Here is an 18,913-nt window from a genome sequence, read left to right on the forward strand (position 1 = left end):
ATTACTTTTTATTTTTACGATTCAAAGAGGCAAAATCTATCTTTTCAGGTTGCTGTCCTTGATGCTTATGCTCTGAACCAGAATAAACATACAAATTTTCAAAGCGTCTACGTGCCATAGGCCCATCATCAAGCATCCTTTTCACTGCCATTTCTATTACACGCTCAGGAAATTTGCCATTTAAAATATTATCTGGAGTAGTTTTCTTCAAACCACCAGAATAACCTGTATGCTTATAGTAAATTTTATCTTTAAGCTTCTTTCCGGTGAAATGCACCTTTTCTGCGTTGATAATAATTACATTATCGCCACAATCCATATGAGGTGTATACTCAGGTTTATGCTTTCCACGTAATAGTGTCGCTACAAATGCTGCAAGCCTCCCTACCACTAATCCTTCTGCATCTATGACAAACCACTTTTTATTGATTTGTTTCTCCTTTAAGAAAAAAGTCTTCATTATTTGATCCAACAATAGTAAGCTATGATATACTTAATTTCTCAATAGTGTCAACAATATTAGTTATTGATTATTAAAGTAATTTATGTTAGTAATTGAGCTGCGCAACCAATATGCATAGGAATTAGAATGTTTCGATTGATTATCACACTTGCGATCATTTTTAATACTATAAGTTGCTATGCAACCGATGTGGGAGAAGTGATAAGCAAAGCCATCAAAAATAGCTCAAAAATAAAGTCTCAATTTTACCAATATAAAAGCGCAGAAAAACACTATAAATCTTCTGGGTTAGCTGGATTTTTACCTGACATTAATTTGCAATACAATTTCGATAGTAACTTTAATCTTGATACATCTGAAAAAAAACTTACATTGCGCCAGAAATTAATCGATGGCGGTGGTACCTTTGCCACATTCAGTCGATCAAGCCATCTTCTCAAAGCAGAAAAGATGCGATTTCAGCAATTAAAACAAGAGCTTGCACTTAATGCTGTGAAAGCATATGTTAATGTTTTACAAAAGACAGAAATATTAAAGCTCAGAGAACATAAAGAACGCGTTTCTTTGGAACATTTGTCAGCTATGAAAAAACGCTTTTCCCTTGGAGAGGTAACCAATGCTGAAGTTTTGTTAGCAAAAGCAAAATTTTCGTCTTCTATATCCGAAAGAGTTGATGCTGAAGGTAAATTAAAGTTGGTAAATATTGCTTATTATCATTTGATTGGCGAAGATGCTGATGACCTTTCTGAAGCTAATGATAAACTACCTTCTGTTCCAGAGCTAAATGAATGTTTACAGTTAGCAAAAACCAATAATTTATCTCTAAAAGCAGCAGTTTATCAAAAAAGAGCAGCCGGAATGGAAGTGATTGCTGAAAGCTCCAAGTGGCTTCCTTCTTTAAATCTAAGTGCAAGCAAAAATTTTGGGGAGGATGGTATGAAGGTAGACAAACTATTAGAAAATGTTCATGTAGTTTTTACTCTTGATGTTCCAATCTTTAAGAGAGGAGTTAATGCTTTTGGTGTCAGTAAAGCTAAAATGGATGCAAAAAAATCTACCTACGATTATTATGAAACGGTAAAAAATATAGAACAAGCAGTTGTAAATGCTTGGAATAATGTGTTGACAGCAAAGGCCATTATCAAAGCAAGTCAAGAAGCGGAAAAAGCAGCAGCTCTAGCATTGGAAGGAGTTGAGCAAGAAGTAAACTTAAATTTAAAGAGTACATCTGACCTTTTGGACACTGAAGATGCATTATTTAAAGCACGTTCAGACTTAGTTGAAGCAAAAAGCAATTATGTGATTAGTGTTTACAACTTGCTTTTTATGATAAATAGTATAGACCTCTAAATTTAATGGTATTAGCACTATGCATGATGAACAAGGCAATCAATCTGTAAAAGATATCCTAGAAGATATAAAAAAAGCTATATCGGGTAAAAACGCGAGTAACGATAAAGCAGAAATAAAGGATGAAAATGATGATGTGCTATACCTTGAGGAAGAGTATCCAGAAGAAATAGAAGAAGATGGCAAAAAAGAAAATAATGAAAAAGAGGACATTGATAATGATGACCAAAGTGAGGAAATGGCTTGCAACAATAACCAATTTAATGGCCATAGCTACAATTCAGAAGAAAAAAAAGATATTTATTTGTACGATAATATCCAAATGAGTAATAACAAAGCGAGTAATAGCGGCTTACAAGCGCAAAATAACGATCATCTAATTTTAAAAGAGAATATGGAAGAGATCAAAGCTTTGCTTGGAAAAATGCAAAACGAATTACAGCATAAACAACAAAAAAAAGCGAACCTTACTGTTGAAGAATTAGTTACATCTCTTTTAAAACCTCAGCTCTCAGAATGGCTGAATAAATATCTACATGCACTGGTAAAAGAAGTAGTTGAAAAAGAGCTTAAAGATATAATCAATAATAAGTAGGGTATTAGCAATAAAAACTAGAGTAAAGACGGCTAGAGGCAGAAAACTATCTTCAACAAGGTGGCTACATCGTCATTTGAATGATCAGTATGTGCAAAAAACTAGCAAGGATGGTTATAGGTCACGCTCAGCATATAAGCTGGTAGAAATGGATAACAAATTTAAATTATTCCAAGAAGGGCAAAAAATTATTGATCTTGGTGCTTCTCCTGGTGGATGGTCACAAGTTGCATCTCAGAAAGGTGCAAATGTGGTTGCTCTTGACATAAAACCAATGAACGCAATTAATGGAGTAGAGTTTATACAATGTGATATTATCAATGAGTTTGAAATTTTAAGAGAAAAATTCAAGGATCAAAAATTTGATGTAATTTTATCTGACATGGCGCCCGAATCTTGTGGTTTAAAATCGTTGGATCATATCAGAATTATGCTTTTATGTGAGGCAGCGCTCAATTTTGCAAAGCATTTCTTGAGCCATGGTGGCACGTTTGTAGTAAAAATTTTCCAAGGAGAATCTGATAAAGATTTTTGTAACGAGCTAAAAAAAATGTTTAAAACAGTAAAATACTTTAAACCAAAGTCAAGTAGATCTGAATCTACAGAAATGTATTTGGTAAGTTTAGGCTTTATTGGCAGCAGACTTTCTATATAATATTAATCCAGGTAGCCCACAGAAACGAAAAAACTTCCTTGACAAACTCCGCCAGCCCCCTTATCATAACAGTGAAGCTATTGTATTTGCTTTCGCCAATCTGCAGATTAAAAGGTAAGGATTACTTAATGTATCGGCGTCTTATATTCAATTTTTTGCAGTATATAGATACTGTATGTCTTTACAAAACTTCATCTACATCTAGATTTTTATCTAAATAAGCTGAACGCGCTTATAAAGCGTTACAAGACATCAAAAAATGCCAATACTCGACAGAGATAGTAAAAGACTAGCTAACTCGGGGATTCTTTGTCTTTTTTCTGCTTAGTAAATTTCTTAAACATTTGCAGCGTAGGTTAGTTGCAATTAAAAGCAGCTGAATTTCGCTTGTCAAGCGTTTAAAACATAAAAAACGCCAATATTTTAAAGCGGACAATAACCACGGGGCTTCTTTTGCCTTTTTTTTCGCTTGGTAAATTTCTTAATATTTATAGCAACATGAATTGGGCAGGAAGGTGTCATTCCAGTGCTCCTTTTTTTGTCACCCGAGCCCCTATGATGTCATTCCAGTGCCTCTATGATGTCATTCCAGTGCTTGACACTGGGATCCAGTTTTCCATATAATCTCATCGAAAATGTTGTAACCACTTTCTATGCTAGTTTGCTTGCTCACAAGCAAACTTTCCTGGATCCCAGTGTCTGGGCACTGGGATGACAGAAGAAGGAGGCGCTGCCGTCTTGGATGAAAAGGCTGGATTCCAGTGTCAGCTACTTTCATGACATCATCATAAGGTAAACCAGTGTCAGCTACTCGGATGACAGGAGAAGGGGCTACTTGAATGACGGTGTCGGTAAACTTAGAGCTATAATAACTATTTGCCTTTTTTCTGCTTAGGTTATGCAAGAAGTCTACTGTCTGAGAAAAAGTAGATAAAGGGTGAAGAAAGATAGAAGTGTTTAGATAGCTTAAAAAGAACGTTAAGTCATGCTTTTTATTTATATTGACAGCGTATATGACATCGTTTACGATTAAAGTTAATAACAATAATTTATATTTATCATGTTTGCAGTAATTGAGACTGGTGGAAAGCAATATTTAGTAAAAGAAGGTAGTATAATAAAGGTAGAGAAGTTAGAAGCTGAAGAAAAAAAAGAGGTGGAAATCAATAAGGTGATTTGTATTTCAAATAATGGCTTATCTTATTCATCTAATGCTACTGTTAAAGCTGAAGTGTTGCAGCAGTGCAGGGGGGAAAAAATTATAATCTTTAAGAAGAAAAGAAGAAAAAATTACCGTAGGAAAACTGGTCATAGGCAGTATATAACTGTTCTTCGTATAAATGAAATTAGTCTTCAAAAGTAAGAGGTAAGATATGGCAACTAAAAAATCAGGTGGTAGTTCCTGTAATGGTAGAGATTCAGCGGGTCGTAGGTTAGGAATAAAGAAGAATGGGAAGGTTATTCCTGGTAACATAATTGTGCGCCAAAGAGGCACAAAATTCCATCCTGGGAAGAATGTTGGTATAGGTAAAGATCATACGATTTTTGCTAAAATAGAAGGCTGGGTCAGCTTTAGAAGGTCAGCAAATAAAAAGACTTTTATTGATATCGTGCCTACAGATAATATGAAAGCTTCAGCTTGAATAAATCATGGGTCTGTAGCTCAGGTGGTTAGAGCGCACGCCTGATAAGCGTGAGGTCGGAGGTTCAACTCTTCCCAGACCCACCATTTAGTAGTTACTAACTGTGTTTTCTATAGCGGTTTTGATATTGTATAAGCAAAAACATGAGTTTATATAAAAATTTAGTAACCAGTGAATCAATGGCGGCTGGTCATCCAGATAAAGTAGCAGATCAAATTTCAGATGCAATACTTGATGAGTACCTTTTTACTGATCCTTTTGCGCGAGCTGCAATAGAGACTTTAGTCACCAAAGATAACGTTATTATAGCTGGGGAAGTGTTTGGGCCTAACATCAAAAATAGCAGGATTGAAAGTATTGTACGGAATACAATAAAAGATATTGGTTACAAGCACGATGGGTTCCACTGGAGAAAAGTGAAAGTAAATATATTGCTGCATGAGCAATCAAATGACATTGCAATAGGGGTGGATCAAGGTGCTGGAGATCAGGGCATAATGTATGGCTATGCAACAACAGAGACAGAAAACCTTATGCCGGCACCCATTTTTTATGCACACTCGATTCTGAAAAATATCATGAGCGCAGTTAAAGAAGCAAAACTTGGTCCAGATGCAAAGTCACAAATCACTTTGGCATATGAGAATAACCTCCCGGTACGTGCTGAAAGTATTATTGTCTCGATACAGCACCCTGAGAATTTGGATCAATCAAAAGTAAAAGAAATAATTTACCCTTACATAGTTTCATCTTTACCTGAAGGATGGATGTGTCCTGAGGAAAATCTCTTAGTCAATCCAACTGGTAGATTTGTTATTGGTGGGCCAGTTGGTGATTGTGGATTAACCGGACGAAAAATTATGGTTGATACTTATGGGGGTTATATTCCACACGGTGGAGGGGCATTTTCCGGAAAAGATGCAACTAAAGTTGATAGATCTGCAGCTTATATGGCAAGATACCTTGCTAAAAATATTGTCTTTGCAGGTTTGGCTGAACGTTGTCTTGTGCAGCTTTCTTATGCAATTGGTGTATCAAAACCTACTTCATTCTATATTGATACATTTGGTGCGAATAAGGTAGAGGAAAGAGTAATTAAAAAGTTTATCGAGAATAATATAGATTTATCAACAAAAGGCATAATCAAGCATTTATCGCTTAATTGCCCTATATATAAACGTACAGCCTGTTATGGACATTTTGGTAAACAGTCGGAAAGGGACGGTGGATTTTCTTGGGAAAACATGGACTTATCTGCTGATCTTTGTAGAGAATTCAATATAGAAGGTAATAGTAAAATTTCTTTAGATTGCTAAAATTTTTGATTTACAGCCTCATATTTATATACTAGCTTATTGTTAAAGCATAGCACGCTTTTTCATAATAATTATATCATATTAGTAATAATTTTTATATTCAATTTTTATTGTGAGGCTTATAAAGTGTATAACGAAATAGAAGGAGAACTGTACAACGTAATTGTAAAAGAGTTTTCTGATCTTATTGATAAAATAAAAGAACACCCTTTTAATGTTGAATTGATAAATAATACATTAGATTATGAAAAATTCAAATTCTACCTTCAGCAGGATTTTCTGTATTGTATAGATTGCGCTCGTGCTTTTTTAATTGTTGCAGCTAGAGTTGATGATATTGAAATGATGAGTAGTTTAATCAATTTGGCACAAGGAGCATTTTATGTTCGAGAACAGTATAAAAAATATTTTGAAGATTGTGATCTATCTGATGATCACAAAAAGTCAAGAGCTTGTTCTGCCTTTACTGACTTTTTCATGAGTGCCGCATATCACAATTCTGTTAATGAAGCTTTAGTAGCATCTTATTCTTGCTTTAACATATACCAAATCGTTATACGCCATATGGTAAATGAGATAACAACTAAAGGGGTTAAAAATAACAAATACAAAGAGTGGATCAACATTTATAGTGGCGAAACAGTAAATGCTGTAATTGATGAGGTTACTGATATTACAAATAAGCTATATAAAAAAGCTAGTGACTGTGAAAAAAAGAGGATGTATGAGTTTTTTAAGAAAGGGCTGGAATTAGAAATAATGTTTTGGGATGAGGCATATTACTCTAATATATCTAGCAAAGAATATTAGCAGCGGATTATTTACGTTAACTTGATCTTTTATCGATAACTACAGTGTTCAGTGGCATAATTAGGAGCTGTTACGGGTCAAATCTTTTAAAGGATATAATTGAGCATCCTTTTAATGTTGAGTTAGCGAATAACACCCTAAATATAGAGAACTTCAAATTCTATGCTCAACAAAAGACGTTGTTCTTAGGTGATTATATTCGTACCACCTTAATTACTGCATCCAAAATGGAAGATTATAGTAGTATTATCTCGCTTGCTGAAGTAGCCCAAAGAGTAGTGACTGTTAATAGAATGTTATATGACTACTACTTTACTATGTACGGTATAAGTCGCGAAAAGAAATCTCTTGAGTGTTTTAATTTCACTAATTTTCTTTTATCCATCTCGCATAGTAATACCTATGAGGCTATGACGGTTTTGTATTCTTGCATGTTTATATACGAGACTGTCGTTGATAGCATGAAAAATAGATTCAAGAAAAATAATAGATATAGGGATTGGTTTAATTTTTGTTACAGTGATTCAGTAAAGTCTGGATGCATTATTTTGGAAAATATTGTTGATGGATATTGCAGCAGAGCAAGAGAAAACGAAAAGAGCAGAATGCTTGAGTTGTTTAGAATAACTGCACAATTTGTGTTAGATTTTTTGAACGGTGCATATAATTTTTCAAGATTCAATCAATTTCCTAAGGAACATTGACAATTTTAAGCTAATTTGTATCCTTAATAAGTATTTTTTAAAATGCTATGAAAAGTAAAGAACATGATTTTCATTTAGTGGATCCAAGCCCTTGGCCAATTGCTGTATCAGCAGCAATTCTTATTCTTGCACTTGGATTAGTTGGCGCGCTTCATAAACAAATTGTCGGAATGTTTTGTTTAGTTTTGGGAATCTCCGCAGTATCAGGGGTGCTGTTTTATTGGTGGAGAGATGTAATAAGGGAGGCCATTTATGACAAATGTCACACTGCCATTGTAAAACATGGACTCAAATTTGCAATGTACTTGTTTATTCTCTCGGAGGTCGTATTTTTTATAGTGTTCTTTTGTTCATTCTTTAAAGCCTGGCTTGATCCAGTTTTTTTATTTGAGGCGTTTTCTCCTGCAAAAAAAGTTGAATGGCCCCCTGAGGGAATTTTGCCACCTGATCCGTGGTCACTACCATTCATGAATACATTAATATTATTGCTTTCTGGTACAACAATTACTTGGGCAAATCACTCTTTACTTAAAAATGATAAAAAGAGCATGATTAAAATGCTGTCCATAACTATATTGCTTGGAGTTTTTTTTATAATAGTGCAAGCAATAGAGTATCATGAAGCGAGTTTTTCTCTACAAGAAACAGGAGAAAAGCTTATTTATACATCCAATTTTTACATGATTACCGGTTTTCACTGCGCACACGTTATAATAGGAATAATATTTTTATCAGTGTGTTTATTTAGAGCACGGAAAGGCCAATTTACACTTCAGGACCATTTGTGCTTTGAGTTTGCCTCCTGGTATTGGCACTTTGTAGATGTAGTCTGGATATTTTTATTTTTGTTTGTCTATTGGTTAAGCGTTTATTAAGTGGTTAAAATAATAGGTCTAGATCCAGGAATAAGCAAGACTGGGTGGGCCATTATCAGCCTGAACGAAAAAAATAATATTGAATTTTTGGGCGGCGGTACCATATCAACTGATGGTAAATTGGGTACAGGTGAACGCCTACATACAATTTTTGAACAATTAAAGAAAGTAATTTCCCTATACTCTCCGAATGAAGCTGCGGTGGAGAAAATTTTTGTTAATAAAAATCCTAAATCTTCACTAACTTTAGGATATGCAAGAGGGGTTGTAATTTTAGCGTTAAAAATAACAAAGCTAACTATGAATGAATATGATGCAAACTATGTAAAAAAAAGCATTACCGGAAATGGCCATGCTGATAAGGATCAGATGATATTTATGGTGAAGCAAATAGTTAAAAATTTGAGTATAAAATGCCACCATGCTGCTGACGCTCTTGCTGTAGCAATTTGTCATGCTTATACGAAAGGTTCTTGTTTTGTTGAGTAACTTTTATATGGGATTCAGTTTGAAGATTTCCAGATCTGGAAAAACTATTTGATTGTATTTATCTTGTCTAACGTTCGTTGCAAAATAATACATGCGGAGATTTTATCATCTATTTTTTTCGATTTTGTGATTGATATTCCAGTAATTTTTAGTGTATGAGTTGCGATAGATGTTGAGAAGCTTTCGTCTTGTAAGTATATATTTACTTTATATTTTTTTATTATTTTATTTGCGAATTGGATTATAGTTTTACACCATTTAGTTTCTTGCTCGTCCATTTTTAATGGTAGTCCTATTACCATTGATCCAGATTCATTTTCTTTGAATATTCTATGCAGATAACCTAAATCTTTGCTCATATTTTTTCTGTGATATATGCTATGAGCTGTGGCTATGAGCTGTGTTTTATCGCTAAATGCTATGCCTATTTGCTTTTCTCCCATGTCAAGGCACATTATGCGCTTATCTTTTGGAATAGACTTTAGAAACTCATCTGGATTTCTATGTAGCATCTATTAGACTTCCTTTAAAGTGACCTTACCAAAAAAGTGGAGAGAAAGTTAAGAAAATTTTTTACAAAAAGAATAATGAATCAAATTGCTCAGGAATGCAATAGACTTCTTGCATAACCCAAACTAAGTAGAAAAAAGGTATCATCTAAGTAGCTGACACTGGTTTCCATCCAAAAGGGCAGTGCCCCCTATGATGTCATTCCAGTGCTTGACACTGGAATCCAGACTTTAATTGTTATACTTGTAAATAAGTCTGGTGAGAATAGACGTTCATCTCAAAATGCAGTATTTTTGTTGAAATAGCTCAACTGGATTCCAGCGTCACGCGCTGGAATGACACCTTTGTGTTTGCATAGCTGTACGAACATTGTGATTTGAGAGCAATCTCCACAAGGGAGGATGTCATTCCAGTGCCCAGACACTGGAATCCAGGAAAAAGAATGGTGTCATCCAAGTAGCTGACACTGGGATGGCTTTGTTGCATCGCTACTTATGAAAGGCTAACTATAATTAGGATTATAAGCAACCTATTGAAAATCTTGTTTTTTGCAATCAATCTGATCAAATTTAAGAATAGTAATTTATTATTTATATTAATAAATTTAATTCTATTGAAAATAGCTAAAGCATTGAAATTCTTGAATTTTAGCCGGATTAGTGAGTGGTAGTGAAATTTCTTTTACTCAAATTTAGGTATTCACTGACCGTTCTTGTTATAAATACCAGAATAATAAGCTACTGATATTCTCCACCTTTTTTATCTTTAATCCATCATAGCTAGCGATGCAACAAAGCCATCATAGTCAAGGCACTGGAATGACAGCAATCCTACGTCATACCGCAATTCATTCGCGGTATCTCGGCCGCTAACAAGTAGCGGGATGACGGTTATCGTTTAGCTACAAACATTAAGAAATTTACTAAACAGAAAAAAAGGCAAAAGAAACCCTAGGGTAGCTAGTTATTCACTATCCATTTTTTAAGTTGGCGTTTTTTTATGTTTTAAACGCTTTATAAGCGCGTTTCAGCTTATGTAGGTAGAAGTTTTATAAAGACATAAGGTGCACATAGTGCAAAAAATTAAACATGAGACGCCAGATACGTGAGTTTTTTTGTCATTTAATCTGTACAGAGAAGATAAATAAATAGCTTCAATTTTATGATAAGAGGGCTGGCGAAGCTTGTCAAGTAATCTTTTGCATTTAACCCGTTTCTATGGGTAAAACAATCTGCATACCACTTAGCTAACATGAGTTTTGTTTTGACTTTTTGTGCTAATTTTGCAGAATATTAAGATTATCATTTAAATAAAATACATGACGAAAGAGGATTGGGAAGCGGTAATTGGGCTTGAGGTACACGCTCAAGTTTCTTCTAATACGAAGCTATTTTCTAGCTCATCAACGGAATTTGGTGCTGAGCATAACACTCAAGTTTCTCTAGTTGATGCGGCAATGCCAGGTACGCTGCCAATACTAAATTATTACTGCATAGAGCAAGCAATACGCACTGGTCTTGCACTTTCTGCAGAAATTAATAAGTATTCTTACTTTGATCGGAAAAATTATTTTTATCCTGATTTACCACAAGGTTACCAGATAACTCAGTTTTTTGAGCCAATAGTTAAAAACGGTAGAGTATTTATCAACGACAATGAAAAAGAAATAAGAATTGCGAGAATTCATTTAGAGCAAGATGCAGGAAAGAGCGTTCATGAGGAAAGCAGAACTTATGTAGATTTAAATCGTGCAGGGGTTGCTTTAATGGAAATTGTTTCAGAACCAGATCTCCGTTCATCTGCAGAAGCTGCAGAATGCATGAAAAGATTGAGGCAGATTTTGCGTTACATTGGTTCGTGTGATGGTGATATGGAAAAGGGATCACTTCGTTGTGATGCAAATGTTTCTGTTCGCCTAAAAGGCAGTAGTACATTTGGCACTCGTTGTGAAATAAAAAATCTGAACTCGATACGTTATATTGTGCAAGCTATAGACTATGAAATACAAAGACAAATTGAAATTTTAGAAAGTGGAGAAGAAATAAGTCAAGATACCTTATTGTTTGATGTCGCTTTGGGAAAAACAAAAGTGATGCGAAACAAAGAAGATGCAAGCGACTATAGATACTTCCCTGAGCCTGATTTATTACCTGTTGAGGTAAGCCAGGATAAAATCGATTCTATTAAATCATCTTTACCTGAGTTGCCAGAGCAGAAAAAGCAGCGATACATTGAAAAATTAGGTATCAACGAATACGATGCAAACGTCATTACTTCCGATAAGGCGATTGCTGATTACTTTGAGGAATTGATAAAAAAACATGATTCAAAGCTCGCGGTCACCTGGTTAACTGTAGAGCTTTTCGGTCGTTTAAATAAAGCAAATATTGATATTGTGAGCTCCCCAATCAAAGCAAATGCTTTGTCCGAACTCTTAGATTTTATCGTTGATGGAACAATCTCTGCTAAACTTGGTAAACAAGTTTTTGATATTATGTTTGAAACTGGCAAACCTGCATCTCTCATCATAGAAGAGCAGGACCTAAAGCAAATAACCGATAGAGGTCAAATATCAGAAGTCATCGACACAATCATCAATAGCAACCAAGATAAAGTTCAAGAATACAAAAGCGGTAAAACAAAATTATATGGTTTCTTTGTTGGTGAAGTCATGAAATTCACCAAGGGAAAAGCCAGCCCTGATGTTGTGAATTCAATTTTGAGTGAGAGATTAGAGTGAGGTGCCTGTAAGATTATCCTGCTTGGCGGTTAAGCGCACCTTTCATGGTATTATGTATCAAGCGAGATGGCTAATGCTGTTTCCTAAACATGCAGTAGATAGAGAGTATTCTTTCCGCCTATTCACAGAGAAAAAATCAGCTAAGGATTTTGATGATATTGTTCTTCGGTATGAACAAGATGGGAAAATAGTACATAGATTCATACAAGTCAAGCACAGGCAGGGTAGGCACAAAAAGATCAGCATAGGTGACTTATTAACACCGGGAAAGGATGGTGCGTTTGGCTTAATAAAATATCTCATTGCTTATTTAAAGATCAAAAGTAGTGGAGAGTTTGAGGGTGAAATAGAGGATTTTGTCATTATTACAAATGATGATTTTGATTCCGCGGATTCGACATCGCATCCAGTAAGAAAGCTGAGAATGATGCCGAGTGGGAAGAATAAAGGAAAGGAAATTTCAGTCATAAGAATAGACACACAAGATGAGTTTCTGGATGTAGGTGATGGTGTAAGATATAAATTTGATAATAGTATTATCTCATATTTGCAGGAAAATAAGGATTTTGTAAAGCGTGAGGTAGGTAGAGAAGTCAGCAATAAAGAAATAGAAGACTTTTTAAATAAATTAGTATTTGCAGTCAATTTGCCAAGCGGAACTGAACTTAGTGAAATTATTAAGAGTGAATTGGGCAAGGAATTCAGCAATACTGATGCAAAGCACTTTTACAGCCGTTACCAGGAAGAAGTGCTGATTTTGCTGGAGAAAGAAGAAGAGGAGTTTCTATCATATGAGAAAGCAAAAGCTCTTCTTGAAGAAATAAGAGAGGAAATTTTAGGAGCGGTTTGGTTTGATGTAAGAGGTCCAGTCAGACTATTTACAGGAAGAGATGAGGATTTGGGAATGCTACATGATTCGCTACAACGCAATCCCAAAGGTGCTGTAATTTCATACATAACGTCTATTAGTGGTCCTGGGGGGATGGGAAAAAGCCAGTTAGCTAGAAAATATGCTTGTAAATATAGAAGATATTATGACGACAATGTTATATGGATAGACGCTGAAAACTTTGAAGCTATGAAAGATTCTTTCTTAAGGTTAGCTAGAAATAGATTAGGTATTTCTCCCAAAGATAAGTATGGAAACGACAAAACGATAGAAACTATTGTTAGAGAAGTATATGCTTTCTTCGCAAGAAGGAGGAGCCTGTTCATTTTCGATAACGTTCAAGAGTACAAAAAGATAAGTAAATTTTTGCCATTTTCTTTATCTCCTGATCTTAACAAGCCTCATATTTTGATTACCTCGCATGATCAGGAACTGGAAAAGGGAATAGACGTTATAAAGCTAGGAGAATTGGAACAAAGAGACGCTATAGAGTTTGTTAAAAAAGGATTTAATATACTAAAAAAAGATAAATCGCAAGATCGGGAGATAGAAAATTTGGTAAGAAGGTTGCAATGCTTTCCTTTAGCTATACAACAAGCAATATCATATATCGAAGATCAGAGAATAATAGAGAAGTTTAAAATTAGTGATTACCTAAAAGAGTATGAAAAGAAAGCTAAGAAGTTGCTTAAGTCTAAAATATTTCAAGGAATTGATAATAACTATACTAAAACAACTTTTACAGCTTGGGAAGTTACGATGGATAAAGTAAGAAGTGATGAACAATATGGACCATTAGCTTCAGAGATTTTAGATGTTTTGGCTTATTTTGCACCTGATAAAATCGCTAGAGAAATATTCTTAAATTCGGTAAGTGATTATAAGAAAAAGCAGTTAAAGCTAGCCATCCGTTTACTTGTGAGATATTCCATGGTGGGCGGTGAACAAAACCAAAGTGTATTAAATGTCCATAGGTTAGTACAGGAAGTAACAAGATTAAAATTACAAGAGAACCGACAAGAAGAGAAAACCCTCAGAAAGGCTCTAGAATTGATAAACAGTGGTGATTTAGCGAAAGATAGTAAAATTCATGTTGCATCTATTTGGGGATATGCAAGTAAACACGGTAGGTTGATTGATGACTTTTACAAAGATACTAATTTACATTTGCTTGTTGAAAATGATGATTATAAAGCGATTAAAAACTTATTAGCATATATAAAGAAAAAACATCAAGATAAGCTTAGTGAGATTGTTAATGCTAAAGATGGGTGTGATATTGCTCCATTGCATTTAGCTGCTGGAAATGGGAAATTGGACATAGTAAAATACCTGATCAATAAAGGTGCTAGTATTGATGTTAGGGACTGTTTTTACCAAACGCCATTATACTGGGCTGCTAAGAGTGGAGAGTTAGACATGGTAAAATATCTTGTAAATAAAGGCGCTAGTGTTGATATTGAAGATAGTTATGGCTGGACTGCGTTATACTGGGCTGTTGAGAATGAAAATTTTTATATAGCAGAATACCTTATAAAAGAAAAAGGTATTGATGTTAGTGCTAGGTACAGCAATGGCAAAACTATGTTACATGAGGCTATTAGGTTTGCGAAACTGGATGCGGTGAGGTACCTAATTGGTAAAGGAATTGATATTGATATCAAAGACGGATATGGCGGTACTCCATTGCATTGGGCTGCTATCAGAGGAAAGATTGATATGGTAAGATATTTTATAGAGCAAGGTGCTGACGTTAATGCTAAAGATAATGATGATCTAACGTCGTTACACTGGGCAGTTTTATACGCGAACTTGAAGGTAGTAAGATGTCTTGTTGAAGATGGTAGTGATGTTGATGCTAAAGACAAACGTGGCTGGACACCATTGCACTTGATTGCCAAGAATAACCGTCTATTATGGGGGGATGATTTGAATGAAATGTTGGGAACAACAGAATACTTCATTCAAAAAGGTGCTGATGTTAACGCTAAGGATAAAGACGGCAACACACCACTACACCTCGCTGCTATGAATGGAAAGATTGATGTAGCAAAAGTACTACTAAAACACAACGCCGATGTTAACGCTAAAAATAATGAAGGAAGAACAGCATTACATTATGCCACTGATTTCAATCATAGGGACCTTGTGGAGTTACTTTTAGCTCATGGTGCATCCATCCTATGACTTGGGCTTTAATGGCTGTAGTACTATAGCTGTTATACGCCAAAAGTAAGTATTAGATATAACAAATAGAGGAAATTAGATAGAATGATTAAAGGGGCAAGGATATAAAGGTTTAACTTAAAATAACCTGATAAAATTTGAATCACACTTCCAAGTGCCGGCACCCATGAAAGTAATGTAACTGCACAAATCAGTAGATTTTTTACGATTTTTGGTGTTTTATGCTCGTTCTCTAGTTTGCGGTATGATTTTCGTATAGAGATTGTTATTCTACCTAAATACCAGTTAACTATTCCACCAAGGCTTGATCCTAGTACTCCAAAAAATAACATAAGTAGTGGAGTGTAATACGACCTGAAATAAAGCATGGTATTGAACACAAAACCTTGATGTATGGGTAAAACTAACGACGATACTAGACTATCTGTGAATAACAGGAAGTAGTTTTCCATATGAGTTTACCAGGTTGTTGTACCATCTTCATTGTCAGAAATTGTAATCCCCATTTGTTTCAACTGGTCCCTTATTTTGTCTGCAGTATTATAATCTTTATTTTGTTTTGCTGCTCTTCTTAAATCTATCAATCTTTCTATTTCTTGATGACTCACACCAGCAGTAAACCACTCTTGATAACTTGACTCAAGAAGACCAATAAATCTGGCGCTCTTAACAAAACTCTCAGTTAATTTAAGCTTTTCACTTTCATTACTCATTTTGTTAATTTTTGCAGCCATTTCATGTAATATAGCTAGAGCTTCAGGAATGTTTAAGTCGTTTTTTAAAGCGTCTATAAAATCTTTAGAAATCTCTGCGTTACTTTCATCAATACTTATTGTATCTAAACCACGTAATAACCGATAAAATTTATTTAAGGTTTCCTGTGCATCAGAAATAACGTTTTCTGTCCAATCAAGTGGTTTTCTGCAGTGAGTTTTGAGCAGTGCATAGCGTATTACTTCACCCTTTATTCCACTATCTAGCAAATCTCTTACTTTGACTATATTAAATAAGGACTTGCTCATTTTCTCTTCATTTACTGTAAGAAAGCCGTTATGTATCCAGTATTTTGCAAACATTGATCCAGCAAATGCAGACTTACTCTGTGCAATTTCATTTTCATGGTGAGGAAATTGTAAATCTATGCCGCCACCATGAATATCAAAATCTTTGCCAAGGTAAGCATATGACATTGCTGAGCATTCTATATGCCATCCAGGTCTGCCCTCTCCCCATGGGCTATTCCAATAACTTGAAAGTTTGTAGTCAATATCATTTGCAGGCTTCCACAGCACAAAATCTCCAGGGTGCTTTTTATTTTCATTAACTTCAACTCTGCTACCTGGAACCAATTCATCAGTTTTTTTTCCTGATAAAGCACCATATTCATGGTAAGATTCTATATTAAAATACACATGTTTGTCAGATTCATAAGCGTGGCCTGATTGCAGCAAATGTTCAATTAATTTTATAATGTAATCTACGTTTTCCGTTGCTTTTGGTTCGTATGTTGGTTTTTTACAATTTATGCTTTCCATATCATCATGAAAAGCTTTAATGTAATATGTGGTTATACTTTCTATGTTGCTATTTTTTTCACTTGCTGCATTAATTATCTTATCATCAATGTCGGTTATGTTACGCACATAGGTAACTTTGCCATAACAAAACTTAAGTAGCTGAAATAACACATCATACACAACAACAGACCGTGCATTGCCTATATGTGCTGTGTCATATACTGTTGGTCCGCAAACATACATTTTCACATGATCTTTATCGATAGGTGTAAAAAGCTCCTTTTTTTTTGTTAAGGTGTTGTAAAGCCTAACCATATACGAAGCTTTTGAGAAAAGAAAATGCCCCAATGATAAGTTGTGGCCCTTTGACTACTACAACAAGAGTAAGCAATAACCCACACAATGATATTAGAACTCCCAATATGGATAGAAACCCATCTTTACTCATGATACCAAGCGAAATAAGAGTCGTACCAATTGCAGGAATGAAGTTAGTAAGAGGTAGTGGAAGAGCTATTGATAACGCACAAAGCAGCATTATAAAAGCTAAAATTTTTTCACCGGGCCCATAGAAAATAAAAGACATTCTTGGTCTCATGAACTTTTCTATTTTTTTTAATGCTGGAGAAGTTTTCTCTACCACAAAAGCTAGTGTTGAACGCTGAAAAGACCTTCTTTCCAACCAATGCGGCATCCAAGGAGAATCAAATCCAAATAGAAGCTGCAGTGAGAATAAGATTAAAGGTATAGAAAGAATAGTTGTATAACCAGGTGGAACCGGTATAGGCACCGATAGCGGCAAGGAGAAGATGATTATTAAAATACCAAAACCACGCTCATGCAAAGCTGTTTTAATGTCAAACAAAGTTACTTTATCGCTATCATTGTTATTGGTATCTGCAACTTCTTTTAGAATATCAGAAGCTAATTTATCACTTTTAGTCAACTTATCATTTTTTGACACGAAAAACCTTTGATAAAAATAATTCTTAACACAATTATTGTTTTATTTCAATATGCATTATTCATTTTGCGCTAGTAATTCGTTCTTTTGTTAAAGTGTTGTAAAGCTTTTAAGAAGAGAAAGTGCTCCGGTTATAAGTTGTGGTCCTTTGACTATTACAACAAGAGTAAGCAACAACGCGCACAACGATACTAAAACTCCCAATATGGATAGAAACCCGTCTTTACTCATAATGCTAAGTGAAATAAGAGTTGTGCCAATTGCAGGAAGGAAGTGAGTAAAAGGTAATGGAAGAGCTATTATTATTGCACAAAGCAACATCATAAAAGCCAGAATCTTCTCACCAGGCCCATAGAAAATGAAAGACAGTCTTGGCTTCATGAATTTTTCTATTTTTTCTAATACAGGGGAAGTTTTCTCTACCACAAGAGCTAGTGTTGAACGCTGAAAAGATCTTCTTTCTAGCCAACTGGGCATCCAAGGAGAATCAAATCCAAATAGAAGCTGCAGTGAGAATAAGATTAAAGGTATAGAAAGAATAGTTGTATAACCAGGTGGAACCGGTATAGGCACCGATAGCGGCAAGGAGAAGATGATTATTAAAATACCAAAACCGCGCTCATGCAAAGCTGTTTTAATGTCAAACAAAGTTACTTTATTGCTATCATTGTTATTGGTATCTGCAACCTCTTTTAGAATATCAGAAGCTAGTTTTTTATCTTTAGTTAGTTTCTCACTTTTTTGCACAATTATCTTTTAATAAAATATTCCTCCTAAGCTAACATAGTTGTTGCTGTATTTCAATATTTGTTATTTATTTCATACCAATACTTCATCTCTTTCATTCTTTAACCTGACTAAGTTTTTAAACAGATGACATGCACTAAGGTGCATGTCACGAAGTATGAGGACGCTAACGATCTGGTTCGTTAGACGATAATTTTTCTGAGTCCTTAAGCTCCTGTTTAAGGTTTTTGATGCCTTTTCCTAAATCACCCATAACTTGCGGTAATCTGCCTGCACCAAACAGAACTAAAATTATTATTAAGACTAGAAACAATTGCCATGGTCCTAAACTCATTTTCACCTCCATTTAAAATATTGACCTTTAAATATTAAAACTTGACTGAAGTCAAGTAACACATAGATTATATCACCTTTATTTAATTATAAATCAAGGTTTTTTAATTATTTTATAACAATTCC

20 protein-coding genes and 1 tRNA gene are annotated in these 18,913 nt (G+C 34.8%); 13 read left to right on the forward strand and 8 right to left on the reverse strand.

The features are described 5' to 3' along the window. Position 1 precedes the first annotated feature (1 nt). Positions 2 to 460, reverse strand: a complete 459-nt coding sequence (gene rplM, locus WHA_RS00275) for a 50S ribosomal protein L13 (protein ID WP_010082596.1) — start codon at positions 458 to 460, stop codon at positions 2 to 4. Positions 461 to 589: 129 nt separating this feature from the next. Between rplM and WHA_RS00280 the strand changes: the two genes are divergently transcribed. The 3 genes from WHA_RS00280 (at position 590) to WHA_RS00290 (ending at position 3,063) form a co-directional block, all read left to right on the forward strand. Beyond that, on the forward strand, positions 590 to 1,813 hold the full coding sequence (locus tag WHA_RS00280; protein ID WP_006279873.1) for a TolC family protein: 1,224 nt from the start codon (positions 590 to 592) through the stop codon (positions 1,811 to 1,813). 19 nt (positions 1,814 to 1,832) lie between these two features. Beyond that, a complete protein-coding gene (locus WHA_RS00285) occupies positions 1,833 to 2,408 on the forward strand; it encodes a PopZ family protein (RefSeq protein ID WP_010082598.1) in 576 nt (191 codons plus the stop codon). Between the two features lie 76 nt (positions 2,409 to 2,484). Beyond that, positions 2,485 to 3,063: an RlmE family RNA methyltransferase gene (locus tag WHA_RS00290; RefSeq protein ID WP_015588787.1), complete on the forward strand. Its 579-nt coding sequence runs from the start codon at positions 2,485 to 2,487 to the stop codon at positions 3,061 to 3,063. A 583-nt stretch (positions 3,064 to 3,646) separates the two neighbouring features. Here the strand turns inward: WHA_RS00290 and WHA_RS07190 are convergent. Further along, entirely contained in the window at positions 3,647 to 3,967 is a 321-nt protein-coding gene (locus WHA_RS07190) for a toluene-4-monooxygenase system B family protein (RefSeq protein WP_242049588.1), read from the reverse strand. Positions 3,968 to 4,123: 156 nt separating this feature from the next. Here WHA_RS07190 and rplU point away from each other — a divergent pair, with 156 nt between their 5' ends. From rplU to ruvC, 8 genes are all read left to right on the forward strand, one after another. Next, entirely contained in the window at positions 4,124 to 4,426 is a 303-nt protein-coding gene (rplU, locus tag WHA_RS00300) for a 50S ribosomal protein L21 (RefSeq protein WP_015588788.1), read from the forward strand. Between the two features lie 10 nt (positions 4,427 to 4,436). Then, the gene (gene rpmA, locus WHA_RS00305; RefSeq protein ID WP_006279564.1) at positions 4,437 to 4,706 is read left to right on the forward strand and encodes a 50S ribosomal protein L27; all 270 of its coding nucleotides are present in this window, start codon (positions 4,437 to 4,439) and stop codon (positions 4,704 to 4,706) included. Positions 4,707 to 4,715: 9 nt separating this feature from the next. Then, positions 4,716 to 4,792 (forward strand) — tRNA-Ile (locus WHA_RS00310). A gap of 57 nt (positions 4,793 to 4,849) precedes the next feature. Then, on the forward strand, positions 4,850 to 6,022 hold the full coding sequence (gene metK, locus WHA_RS00315) for a methionine adenosyltransferase (RefSeq protein WP_015588789.1): 1,173 nt from the start codon (positions 4,850 to 4,852) through the stop codon (positions 6,020 to 6,022). A gap of 126 nt (positions 6,023 to 6,148) precedes the next feature. Next, positions 6,149 to 6,832: a TenA family protein gene (locus tag WHA_RS00320; protein WP_015588790.1), complete on the forward strand. Its 684-nt coding sequence runs from the start codon at positions 6,149 to 6,151 to the stop codon at positions 6,830 to 6,832. A 44-nt stretch (positions 6,833 to 6,876) separates the two neighbouring features. After that, positions 6,877 to 7,536 carry a TenA family protein gene (locus tag WHA_RS00325; RefSeq protein ID WP_010962391.1) on the forward strand — a complete coding sequence of 220 codons (660 nt, stop codon included), beginning with the start codon at positions 6,877 to 6,879 and terminating at the stop codon, positions 7,534 to 7,536. Between the two features lie 47 nt (positions 7,537 to 7,583). Beyond that, positions 7,584 to 8,411 carry a cytochrome c oxidase subunit 3 gene (locus WHA_RS00330; protein WP_006279354.1) on the forward strand — a complete coding sequence of 276 codons (828 nt, stop codon included), beginning with the start codon at positions 7,584 to 7,586 and terminating at the stop codon, positions 8,409 to 8,411. After that, the gene (ruvC, locus tag WHA_RS00335; protein ID WP_015588791.1) at positions 8,412 to 8,900 is read left to right on the forward strand and encodes a crossover junction endodeoxyribonuclease RuvC; all 489 of its coding nucleotides are present in this window, start codon (positions 8,412 to 8,414) and stop codon (positions 8,898 to 8,900) included. A gap of 44 nt (positions 8,901 to 8,944) precedes the next feature. Here the strand turns inward: ruvC and ruvX are convergent, their stop codons facing one another. Further along, positions 8,945 to 9,412 (reverse strand): Holliday junction resolvase RuvX, encoded by a 468-nt coding sequence (gene ruvX / locus WHA_RS00340; RefSeq protein ID WP_010082183.1) that lies wholly within the window; start codon positions 9,410 to 9,412, stop codon positions 8,945 to 8,947. Positions 9,413 to 10,728: 1,316 nt separating this feature from the next. On the opposite strand from ruvX, the gene gatB reads away from it, so the two are divergent. Together gatB and WHA_RS00350 are read left to right on the forward strand one after the other, a co-directional pair. After that, entirely contained in the window at positions 10,729 to 12,150 is a 1,422-nt protein-coding gene (gene gatB / locus WHA_RS00345) for an Asp-tRNA(Asn)/Glu-tRNA(Gln) amidotransferase subunit GatB (RefSeq protein WP_015588792.1), read from the forward strand. Between the two features lie 52 nt (positions 12,151 to 12,202). Beyond that, positions 12,203 to 15,226: an ankyrin repeat domain-containing protein gene (locus tag WHA_RS00350; protein ID WP_051062191.1), complete on the forward strand. Its 3,024-nt coding sequence runs from the start codon at positions 12,203 to 12,205 to the stop codon at positions 15,224 to 15,226. Positions 15,227 to 15,258: 32 nt separating this feature from the next. Here WHA_RS00350 and WHA_RS06110 read toward each other — a convergent pair whose 3' ends face one another. The 5 genes from WHA_RS06110 to tatA all read right to left on the reverse strand — a co-directional run bounded on the left by WHA_RS06110 (position 15,259) and on the right by tatA (position 18,788). After that, the gene (locus tag WHA_RS06110; RefSeq protein ID WP_015588794.1) at positions 15,259 to 15,678 is read right to left on the reverse strand and encodes a YqaA family protein; all 420 of its coding nucleotides are present in this window, start codon (positions 15,676 to 15,678) and stop codon (positions 15,259 to 15,261) included. A gap of 6 nt (positions 15,679 to 15,684) precedes the next feature. Further along, positions 15,685 to 17,058: a cysteine--tRNA ligase gene (gene cysS / locus WHA_RS00355; protein WP_015588795.1), complete on the reverse strand. Its 1,374-nt coding sequence runs from the start codon at positions 17,056 to 17,058 to the stop codon at positions 15,685 to 15,687. Beyond that, positions 17,051 to 17,707 carry an exopolysaccharide biosynthesis protein gene (locus WHA_RS00360; RefSeq protein ID WP_015588796.1) on the reverse strand — a complete coding sequence of 219 codons (657 nt, stop codon included), beginning with the start codon at positions 17,705 to 17,707 and terminating at the stop codon, positions 17,051 to 17,053. The genes cysS and WHA_RS00360 overlap by 8 nt, the downstream gene beginning before the upstream one ends. Positions 17,708 to 17,797: 90 nt before the next feature. After that, the gene (locus WHA_RS00365; protein WP_010962397.1) at positions 17,798 to 18,454 is read right to left on the reverse strand and encodes an exopolysaccharide biosynthesis protein; all 657 of its coding nucleotides are present in this window, start codon (positions 18,452 to 18,454) and stop codon (positions 17,798 to 17,800) included. 166 nt (positions 18,455 to 18,620) lie between these two features. Next, positions 18,621 to 18,788 (reverse strand): twin-arginine translocase TatA, encoded by a 168-nt coding sequence (tatA, locus tag WHA_RS00370; protein WP_006013840.1) that lies wholly within the window; start codon positions 18,786 to 18,788, stop codon positions 18,621 to 18,623. Between the last annotated feature and the right edge of the window lie 125 nt (positions 18,789 to 18,913).

The organism is Wolbachia endosymbiont of Drosophila simulans wHa (assembly GCF_000376605.1).
GTDB lineage: Bacteria > Pseudomonadota > Alphaproteobacteria > Rickettsiales > Anaplasmataceae > Wolbachia > Wolbachia pipientis.